This is a genomic window from Paenibacillus cellulosilyticus (genome assembly GCF_003182255.1).
GTDB lineage: Bacteria > Bacillota > Bacilli > Paenibacillales > Paenibacillaceae > Paenibacillus_T > Paenibacillus_T cellulosilyticus.
In genome coordinates, this window is the sequence record NZ_QGTQ01000004.1 from 169930 (window position 1) to 180438 (window position 10509).

Annotated in this window: 10 protein-coding genes and 1 riboswitch; all 10 genes read right to left on the minus strand. The window is 51.9% G+C overall.

Going from position 1 to position 10509, the window contains the following annotated elements; all coding sequences use genetic code 11:
* Position 1: 1 nt before the first annotated feature.
* Positions 2–1132, minus strand: coding sequence for a bifunctional diaminohydroxyphosphoribosylaminopyrimidine deaminase/5-amino-6-(5-phosphoribosylamino)uracil reductase RibD (gene ribD / locus DFQ01_RS08360; protein WP_110043446.1), 1131 nt, complete (start codon positions 1130–1132; stop codon positions 2–4).
* Positions 1133–1519: 387 nt separating this feature from the next.
* A riboswitch (FMN riboswitch) is annotated at positions 1520–1727 on the minus strand.
* A 221-nt stretch (positions 1728–1948) separates the two neighbouring features.
* Entirely contained in the window at positions 1949–2380 is a 432-nt protein-coding gene (locus DFQ01_RS08365) for a peptidylprolyl isomerase (protein WP_110043447.1), read from the minus strand.
* 57 nt (positions 2381–2437) lie between these two features.
* A complete protein-coding gene (gene lysA / locus DFQ01_RS08370; protein WP_110043448.1) occupies positions 2438–3763 on the minus strand; it encodes a diaminopimelate decarboxylase in 1326 nt (441 codons plus the stop codon).
* 137 nt (positions 3764–3900) lie between these two features.
* Positions 3901–5916, minus strand: a complete 2016-nt coding sequence (locus DFQ01_RS08375) for a spore germination protein (RefSeq protein WP_110043449.1) — start codon at positions 5914–5916, stop codon at positions 3901–3903.
* A gap of 24 nt (positions 5917–5940) precedes the next feature.
* The gene (locus tag DFQ01_RS08380) at positions 5941–6399 is read right to left on the minus strand and encodes a stage V sporulation protein AB (protein WP_281271992.1); all 459 of its coding nucleotides are present in this window, start codon (positions 6397–6399) and stop codon (positions 5941–5943) included.
* The gene (locus DFQ01_RS08385) at positions 6362–6988 is read right to left on the minus strand and encodes a stage V sporulation protein AA (protein WP_110043575.1); all 627 of its coding nucleotides are present in this window, start codon (positions 6986–6988) and stop codon (positions 6362–6364) included. Before DFQ01_RS08385 ends, DFQ01_RS08380 begins: the two co-directional genes overlap by 38 nt.
* Before the next feature lie 137 nt (positions 6989–7125).
* Positions 7126–7881 (minus strand): RNA polymerase sporulation sigma factor SigF, encoded by a 756-nt coding sequence (sigF, locus tag DFQ01_RS08390; protein WP_110043451.1) that lies wholly within the window; start codon positions 7879–7881, stop codon positions 7126–7128.
* Between the two features lie 20 nt (positions 7882–7901).
* The gene (spoIIAB, locus tag DFQ01_RS08395; protein WP_110043452.1) at positions 7902–8357 is read right to left on the minus strand and encodes an anti-sigma F factor; all 456 of its coding nucleotides are present in this window, start codon (positions 8355–8357) and stop codon (positions 7902–7904) included.
* Entirely contained in the window at positions 8354–8707 is a 354-nt protein-coding gene (gene spoIIAA / locus DFQ01_RS08400; protein WP_110043453.1) for an anti-sigma F factor antagonist, read from the minus strand. Before spoIIAA ends, spoIIAB begins: the two co-directional genes overlap by 4 nt.
* Before the next feature lie 115 nt (positions 8708–8822).
* A complete protein-coding gene (locus DFQ01_RS08405; protein WP_110043576.1) occupies positions 8823–9971 on the minus strand; it encodes a D-alanyl-D-alanine carboxypeptidase family protein in 1149 nt (382 codons plus the stop codon).
* Positions 9972–10509: the final 538 nt, after the last annotated feature.

Consider the following 10509-nt stretch of genomic DNA (forward strand, 5'->3'; position numbering starts at 1 on the left):
ATTAACTCCTCTCTGCAGCCCCACGCCGATTAGACGGATAGCCAACGATAGCCATGTCATCACCATGTTGCTCATATTTAACAGCTTCCAATATTATGGCATCTGCCATCTTGTCAAAGCCGCCAAATTCGAATGCTGCAGGCGCTGCCGCGCCGCCGCCAATTAGCTTCGGTGCGATAAACAAGGCGATTTTGTCAACAAGCCCTGCCTCCAGCATCGAGCCGTTCAACCGACCGCCGCCTTCCAGCAAAATCGAACTAATCTCTCGCTCACCCAGCAGCCGCATCGCTTCAGCAAGATCGACATTTGGTCCATCGCCGCATTCGATCACTTCTACACCAGCCGCCTGCAGTGCTTGACGTTTGTCAGGATCAGCGCTGGCTGTTGTCAGTACAATCGTTGGTGCCTCGCCATCGGTTACGACACGAGCGTCGAGTGGAATCCGGAGCTTCGAATCAACAATGATGCGAGTTGGATGCAGGGCAGGCACTTCAAGGCGCGTCGTCAATTGTGGATCGTCTGCCAGCAGCGTACCGATGCCGATCATAATGCCTGCATTCCGGTGCCGCATCGTATGTACCGCTTGCCGCGATACAGCACCCGAGATCCAGCGGCTATCGCCTGTACGTGCAGCAACCTTACCATCAAGTGTCGAGGCAGATTTAAGCGTGACATACGGCAAACGCGTCAGAATGTACTTGTTGTAAGCTTCATTCATGGCGAGAGATTGATGCTCAAGCAAGCCGTGGGATACTTCAATGCCTGCTTCTCGCAATCTAGTGACACCGTTGCCCGCGACTTGCGGGTTCGGATCTAGCGCTGCAATAATAACACGGGCAACCTTTGCCTCGATGAGCCGATCGCAGCATGGCGGCGTCATCTTCCGGTAATGACTGCAAGGTTCTAGCGTGACGTAAGCAGTTGCGCCTTCTGCTTCTGCTCCTGCCATTCGGAGGGCATTTACTTCCGCGTGGCCTTCGCCCCGCTTCAAGTGCGCACCAAGTCCAACGACACGCCCTTCTTTCACAATGACACAGCCGACGACGGGATTGACACTCGTCTGGCCGCTTGCACTCTCTGCCATTTGCAAAGCAAGCTTCATATAGAATTCGTCATTCATGATTGCAGACATAAATAAAAACCCCCCAACCGGCAAACTGCCGACGGGGGGATGGGTAACGCATGCGCTTGTACGCTAGCGTTATTCACGTTGTGAAATACATTCAATAAGCCGCATACGCAAGGTGAACCGACTGCCGCCGTCTTATAAACGGCGCGTTACGTTTCATTCCGGAGAAATATAAGCTTATAAATAAGCTGAAAACTTAAGTAGTCTTATATTTCATGACGAAACGGCTGTCGCCGAAAATCGGCGCAGTATCGTTCATTCCGGTGAAATATAAGCTTACGTATAAGAAAAAACTTATAAAAGTCTTATATTTCGTGCAAGGGTTACAATACCGTCTATTAAAATATGGACAGCAAAGAAACCCGTACGAATGGCGTACTTGTTGAATGCGTTCCCCTTCTCCCATCCAGACTATACTGTCGGTCCCGGAATTGCACCAGGTCCACCGAAGCCTCCTCTGCGCGCATGACGCGAAAGAAATTACGAGACCTCGGGTCACGGACTGACGCCGGAAGCCTGCGCCGTTCAAACGGTAGCAAAGAGCAGCTTCCAAACGATCACCGCCGGTTCGGAATTTCACCGCACCCCGAAGGAAAGTCGCCTATAATGATACATATTCACCGCAAACGTGCGGCAACGATATAGTTTCGTAAACTATACCACTCTGCTTACTAATTTGCAAGGTGAAACGGCCGCCGCCGGCCTTGAAGCCGCACAGCGCTTCTCGTTCCGAATTCCGAAGGAATCCAAGAAGCCGCGGGATCATCGACAGTAGAATGTCGTGTCCTCGCGGCTTCCTGAGGAAGGACGAGATCGCGATTATACTTCGACGATTTCGACCTTTTCCATTTTGTCGCGGCCTTTGAATGCGTCTACCTGCTCCATGCCTTCAGCAACTTTGCCGAAAACCGTGTGAACGCCATCAAGGTGCGGTTGTGGTTTGTAGCAGATGTAGAACTGGCTGCCGCCCGTATTACGGCCAGCATGTGCCATTGCAAGCGTACCACGCTCATGTTTGTTCGGATTGATCTCACAGTTGATCGTGTAGCCAGGACCACCAGTGCCAGTGCCGCTTGGGCAACCGCCTTGTGCGACGAATCCTGGGATAACGCGGTGGAATACCAGTCCGTTGTAGAAGCCTTCGTTAGCCAGCTTCTCGAAGTTCGCTACCGTATTCGGTGCATCTTTCTCGAACAGGTCGATCTTAACGACAGCGCCGTTCGAAAGCGTGATGTGTGCTTGTTTAGCCATTACCGTTCAACTCCTGATTCCTCAAAGTGATCTCGCGAATGCACGCTGTGCGATTGCTTATACAGTCGTCTTACGGAGACGTTGTGGAATAACGTCGTTCGCTACGATGTCATTCAGCGATTCGCGTTTAACCGCCAGCGATGCTTCGCCGTCCTTGACGAATACGACAGCCGGACGACGAATCCGATTGTAGTTGCTCGCCATTGCGTAATTATACGCTCCCGTGCAGAATACAGCAAGCAGGTCGCCGCTTTCGGACTTCGGCAGCTCGAGATCCCAGATGAGCATGTCGCCGCTCTCGCAGCATTTGCCGGCTACCGAAACCGTCTCTTCATTCGCTTCGTTCGCACGGTTAGCGAGAAGCGCATCGTACTTCGAACCGTACAGTGCAGGACGCGGGTTATCTGTCATACCGCCGTCAACTGCGATATATTTGCGCACGCCTGGAATTTCTTTATTCGTGCCGATCGTGTACAGCGTCGTACCCGCGTCGCCAACCATACTGCGGCCTGGCTCGATCCAGATCTCTGGCGTTGGGTAGTTAGCAGACGTGAAGTTCGAGATGATCGCATCAGCAATAGCGTTAACATACGTTGCAAGCGGAAGCGGCGTGTCGCCTTCAACATAACGGATGCCGAAGCCGCCGCCTACGTTGATAACGGAGAACGTTTTGCCAAGCTCATCGCGTACTTGTACTGCGAATTTCGCTACTTTATCAACCGCCATGCCGAAGCCTTCGACTTCGAAAATTTGCGAGCCGATATGCGAGTGAACGCCGAGCAGGTTCAGGTTCGTCAGCTTCAGCGTCTCTTCGATCGCACGGAATGCCGTACCGTTGCCAAGGTCGAAGCCGAACTTCGAATCTTGTTGGCCAGTCGAAATGTAGTCATGCGTATGTGCTTCTACGCCTGGCGTAATGCGAAGCAATACGTTAGCCGTTTTGCCTTTGTCCGCTGCAAGAGCGTTCAGCAGGCCCATCTCAATGAAGTTGTCGACTACGAAGCAGCCGATGCCAGCGTCAAGCGCCATATTGATTTCATCAGGCGTCTTGTTGTTGCCGTGGAAGTGAATGCGCTCAACCGGGAAGCCCGCTTGAAGTGCCGTGTACAGCTCGCCGTCGGATACGACGTCAAGCGACAAGCCTTCTTGCTCAGCAATTGCGCACATAGCCATTACGCTGAAAGCTTTGCTTGCGTATGCTACTTGGAATTTCAGTCCCGTTGCTTTGAAAGCTTCAACAAATTCCCGTGCACGCTGACGAACGAGTCCTTCGTCTACGATATAGAGCGGCGTACCGAACTCTTGTGCGAGCACCGTTGTGTCGCATCCGCCGATTTGTAGATGTCCTTTATCATTAATCTCACTAGTCCCGTGCAAAAACATGGACGAAATCCCTCCGATAGTAAATGTTGTATAGGAATACCAATTTCATTTGTACCCAATGTCATCAGTATACTCTAAACCATCTATCGGAGAAATGTATTTTTCATCATTTCATTTGCACTAATTTTGGCACGGCTCTAAGAGCGAGGCATTTTATCCCGCTGCTTCGGACGAAGCAGGTTCGGACGAGTCCGGTTATACAACACGGGCGGCCGTACGATTATGTTAATCATCGCTTTCAGATCGAACGGAATAAACGGCCACATGTACGGACGATTGAACGAACGCTCCATCGCAAGCGTCAGCAATACGAGCGTTGTCGCAATGACGAATCCAGGTACTTTGAACACCGCCACACACACAATGAGGAGAATGCGAACGATGCGATTTGCAAGCCCAAGCTCATAGCTTGGCGTAGCGAACATCCCGACAGCGGCGACAGCCATATACAGGATGACCTCGTTAATGAACAATCCGGTGGATACCGCAATATCGCCGATCATAATCGCTGCGATCAAAGACATCGCTGTAGCAAGCGGTGTAGGTGTATGGACGGCTGCCATGCGCAGCAGATCGACACCAAGCTCCGCGAGCAGGAACTGAATGACCATCGGGATTTTACCCGTTTTCGTCGGACCAATGAACTCTAGTGCTACCGGCTTCAATCCCGGTTCCAGCACGAATAAGAACCAGATCGGCAGCAGGAACAGCGACGCCATAATGCCGATAAACCGCACCCATCGCAAATAAGTTCCCATGAACGGCGTCTGACGATTCTCCTCGGCATGCTGGACGAGATCGAAGAACGTCGTTGGCAATAACATGACGCTCGGTGAAGTATCGACGAACACGGCTACGTTGCCTTCGAGCAAATGAGCCGCAACAACGTCAGGCCGCTCTGAATATCGAACGAGCGGATACGGATTCCATCCCCGCTTCACCGTCGCTTCCTCAAGCTGCTTGTCCGCAAGCGGAAGGCCGTCGAGCTTCACCTGTTGGATTTTATCACGAATCGACTCGATCAGTTCTGGATCCGTAATATCCTCTACGTAGGCAATACATACGTCAGTCTGTGTCCGCTGGCCGACTCGAACGATCTCATATCGCAGCATCGGATCACGCAAACGCCGACGAACAAGCGACACGTTCACCATCAATGTTTCGACGAAACCATCCCTTGCACCACGAACGACACGTTCGAGCGAAGGCTCTTCCGGACCACGCGACGGGAACGCTTTGGCATCGATAATGATCGCTTTGTTCTCGCCATCAATGTAGAATGCAGAAGCGCCCGACATCACTTCAAGCAGCATATCATCCCATTCATCAATTGCCTTCACTTGCACCGCAGGCACATAGTAATGCAAGAAATCATGCAGTGCATTCGTCGAGATCGTATCTGGTTGTAAATAGGTAAGACGTGTGAGCACATCCGTCAATACGGTATCCTTCACAAGGCCATTGTAAAAAAACAGCGCCGTCCGCTTATCACCTAACGTCATCTCGCGTACCACAATATCGAAGCTTGTATGGAAACCTGCGTCCTCGAGCTTCTTCAGATACTGATCGATGCTGGACGGGATTGGCTCAACTTGTTCTTCTTGTCCGCCATGTGCGTGCCCCTGCTGCTGTGATTTCCCTTGTTTCTTGAACTTCGACTGGGACTCGTGCTGCGCCGAATGAGACTGTGCATGCTTCTGCCCTTTGTCCGAGGAAACATGCTGCTTATTCGACGACTTGTTTTTATCTGCTTCATTGTTATGCGCGTTATGCGCGGATTGGCTAGGGGCTGAGGGCTCCTTCGATACGAGTTCGGCAGATAACAACTGATGCAGCCGCTCCTTGTCCTTAATAAGCGACAGCAGCTCGATATCCCTATCTACCTGCGACTGCTGTTTCTTACTTCCTCTTTCAGCGTGCTTGTCAGTATCTGCACTGTCAGCTAACTTTGATTCGGTTTCATGCGACTTCGGTTCAAGAATTTCATCCATCACTTCTGACAGATCGTCAGGATCCTTATTGCTGCCGTGCGTTGTCTTCGAAGCAGATGGATGGTCGATCGCGTCTTCGTCCTCCATCTCGTCCATCATCGCGATGATCTCCGGTATGATGAACGACTGATCGTCTGGTGTCTGTCTATCCCGATTGCGCATAGCGTCCTCCGTCCTCCTTGTTGCTTACCACTGATAATAGAGCCAATCAAACAACGAGCCTGCTGTTTTGCCAAGCACCATCGCCCAGACGAGCGCTGCAATGTGCTTTGAGAGCGACATTCGCTTCGCCAAAATGGGAAGCACATTCATGACTTCTGTTAAAGCTGCTGCAAGCATTCCGACAAACAGCCCATCCAGCAGCCCTGCAACGGGCATTACGAGATGGTTAGGCATGAACAACCTCCACCCCATAAAATCTGCTATTGTCCAAAAGAGCGCCCCAGCCGTAACAGCAGTCTCGAACCACAATGACTTTCGATACGCATTGCCAAGCTGTGCCAGCCTCGGAATCAAATCCAAAATAATGAGAAGCGAGACGAGCCCTGAACCGACGGCAATTCCACCGCCTAGCCCGAGCATGGCAACGAACAGATTACGGCAAAGATCAAGCATCTGGCTCACCTGCTGGACCACTAGGCCCATGACCCCCCTGCTTCTTGCGCATCTCCTCCGCAACGACGTAAGCATTGACGTTCTCTTGGTACAAATACAGCTCCACTTCAAGTGGATTAGGCTCCTCATTGAAACGCTTCTTGAAGAGATGATTGAAGAACAGCAGCATGCCCAGACCAATGCCCGCCGAATACGGAATTTGGAACCACAGCGGATGTTCCTCATGCTTACCGGTTACTAGCTCAGCAATCCTCATGTGGACTTCCTTCATACTGACATCCGTATGGAAGTTCATAATGGCAAGCCCTGCGCCGAAGAAGAGGAGCAGCCAAGACACAATCAGCACGGGCATCCGTGCGCGTTCCGCCTTCTCGCCTACCATTAGAAGCACATGTGGTTCGCCATACGTCTCAATCGTCAGACCTGGAAACTGATGTCGGATCGCACGAATCATTTGGAGCAAATCGATTACGACGCGGTTGCCGTCCTCGGTCTGATGATGATAGAGCACAAGCGATTCCAGTACGTCAGCGATACTGTCATCCGTCAACAGCTTTGCGACCACACCAAGCGTCACCGTATCGCCAGCTTGGATATGGACACGCTTCTTGAGCCTCATATAAAGCACCGTAGGTGCTGATACATTCCCTTCCAAGCGCGCATCACCCTCCGTTTGCTAGCGACATGCAACTCCATAGTACGTAACGTTTCTTGGTTAGTATGGCTGCATTGGCAGCAAAAAAACCAAATCGCCGCTTATTGGGCGATTTGGTTTTTGATGAGCTGCAATATTTTTTTCTCAAGCCGTGATACTTGCACTTGTGAGATACCAAGCCGACTCGCGACTTCCGATTGCGTCTGATCGCGGAAGTAACGAAGATAAACGATGAGCCGCTCGCGTTCCGCGAGTCCCTCGATCGCTTCTGCCAATGCCAGCTTGTCGAACCATCTCTCCTGCGTATCATCAGCGATTTGGTCCATGAGCGTGATCGGATCGCCGTCATTCTCGAATACCGTCTCGTGTATGGAGGTAGGCGGTTTATTCGCCTCTTGCGCGAATACGACGTCCTCAGGCGAGATGCCAAGGCCTTCAGCTACCTCGTTAATCGTCGGCAGGCGTCCAAGTGTCTTCGACAATTCGTCCTTCATCTTGCGCACTTTGTTCGCTGTTTCCTTGAGCGATCGGCTTACCTTTAGCGTTCCATCATCGCGCAAAAAGCGCTGGATCTCGCCGATAATCATCGGCACCGCATAGGTCGAAAACTTGACGTCGTAGGACAAATCGAATTTGTCTACCGACTTCAGCAGTCCGATACAACCGATCTGGAACAGGTCGTCAGGCTCGTAACCGCGGTTCATAAACCGCTGTACGACCGACCATACGAGCCGAATGTTGCAGTGGACAAGCGTGTCACGGGACACGCTGTCTCCTGACTGGCTCAGAGCGATTAGACGCTTCACTTCTGCGTCATCCAAATACGGCTGCGCCGTTTGCTTCAAATCGACTTCCATGAGGTCCAACCCCTATGCGCCTAATTAAACAGCGCTTTTTTCGATTCGATTCGCTTCGACATCTCGATCCGTGTACCACGGCCGGGCTCGCTCGTCACTTCGAACCGATCCATGAAATTTTCCATTATCGTAAAACCCATGCCTGAACGCTCCAGCTCCGGCTTGGACGTGTAGAGCGGCGACCGCGCCAGCTCCAAATCCTCGATCCCATTACCTTCGTCGCTAACGATCAGATGCAGCGTCTCATCCTCGATGGACGCTTCAATCGTCACAAAACGGGAAGGATCATTGTCATAGCCGTGAATAATCGCATTCGTTACCGCTTCAGACACAACTGTCTTCAGATCATTCAACTCATCTAACGTCGGGTCCAAATGCGTTATGAAAGCGGCGACCGTAATACGGGCGAACGCTTCATTCTCACTGCGGGCGGAGAACGTTACACGCATCGTATTGGCAGCTCTCGTCTCGTTCATGATACGACCTCCAGACTGGTGAGCGCGGCACGCTCATTATCGTGAACAGCCAAAATTTTGAACAAGCCAGACAGCTCGAGCAGCCGGTATACACTTTTATTCACGTCACAGACGGCCATCACGCCGCCCTTCGCCTTCAGCTGCTTGTATCGGCCCAGGATGACACCGAGGCCGGAGCTGTCCATGAAGATCAGATCCTTCATGCTGAGAATAACATGTTCGACCGTGCTCTTCAGGATTGCTTCCTCCATCCGGATCCGAACGACGTCCGCGGTATGGTGGTCAAGCTCTCCTCTCAGGCGGACGATCAACACGTTGCGTTGATGCTCCAACTCTACTTGAAGACTCATATCCTGTTCACTCCTCCCCGTGATGAACAAGCATTTCTCCGCCAGACAGCCCCATTCCTGCCTCACGACAAAACTAGAACCTCGGCGCTATGAGCCGACAAAATGCGCTGATTGTTCAGCTAAAGAGACCTGCGCATGTCCGCTTCATCAGCGTCCACCAGCTTGCCTTCTCCACCGTAATCGGCGACTGCACTTCGAACTCCGTCAGCTGCTGATTGCCTTGGTAAACGACGATACGGCCGATGCGATCGCCAATCTTGATTGGCGCTTTGATGTTCTTATCCAGCTGCAGCTCGTGACGAATATCACCTGTCGCAGCACCTTTGCGCATCAGAACGCTGTAAGGGTGAGTTGCCGTCAGCTCGAGCTGTGCGACTTGACCTTTCTCCACCGGTACTGTGCCAATCGAATCGCCTTGTTTGAAGATCGAATAGTTCGTGTACTGTGCGAATGAGTAGTCGAGCATCGACGCCACTTCTGCATTACGCGTCTTCGTATTCGGCTCACCCATTACAACCGCAATGACACGAAGACCGTCACGGCGTGCCGTTGCGGACAGACAGAACTTCGCTTCGTTCGTAAAGCCTGTTTTCAAACCGTCTGCTCCGGTATAGAACCGTACGAGCTTATTCGTGTTCACGAGCCAGAACGGTTTCTCCGACGATTTGCGGAGGTAATCCTGGTACATGCCCGTATACTTCGTAATTTCGGTATGCTTCAGCAGCTCCCGCGACATAACGGCAATATCATGCGCCGAAGTGTAGTGATCCGCTACAGGCAGACCGTTACAGTTGGCAAAATGCGTATCGTTCATGCCCAGCTGTTTCGCCTTCTCGTTCATCATGTTGACGAACTGCGCCTCCGAGCCTGCAAGCTTCTCAGCCATCGCAACCGATGCGTCATTGCCCGAAGCGAGTGCTATGCCTTTGATCATCTCATCGACAGACATTTCTTCGCCCGGCTCGAGGAAAATTTGCGATCCACCCATCGAAGCCGCATATTCGCTTGTCGAAACTTTGTCGGTCAGCTTCAGTCGACCGTCATCCAGCGCCTCCATGATAAGCAGCATCGTCATAATTTTCGTAATGCTGGCAGGTGGCAGCTTGTCATGGCTGTTCTTATCGAAAATGACCGTACCGCTGTCAGCATCCATCAGCACAGCAGATCGTGCGGAAGGTGCCAGGTTAACCGCTGGAGAAGCAGCCGGTGCCTGCGGCGCTGTAGGTTCCGCAGCGGAAGCGGAAAGCGCCGGCAGCAGCAGCATGAGCGCTAAGGCGCTAACGAATAATTTAGTACAGACAGACTTGAACAAGAACGATCCCTCCTGAGCATGATGCGGCCCTAGCTCTATCCGTGCTGAAGTAACAGCGACAATAAGGACAGAACGCACAACGGCCATCTTTTTCCTTCCCATTATGGACAGTGAAGGGACAAATTATTCCAAATTGTATTTAAAAAGGAGCGTGCCCCTTTGACCCCGTTTAAATAATTTAACTAACAAAAATTTTTACAAAACCTAAAGATTTCTACCCAACTTAAAGATTTCTGCCCACCTAAATCCTCCCTGCTAGGGAGGACCCCATGGGACTCCCGTCCCCTGGACCCCGGAGGGGGGCGATGACGGACAGTGGCGCTAATGAGTTGGCTGCGTGCTGGGGGTCGCGTGCCCCTGTGGGCAGAGCTTTTGCTCCGAGCGTTCGTTCAAACGTTCGTTCAAACGTTCGTTCGAACGTTCATTCAAGCTTTCGGTCGAGTTTCTCTGCCCCTTGTTCCTCACTCTAACGGACCACAGAAACGTTAAT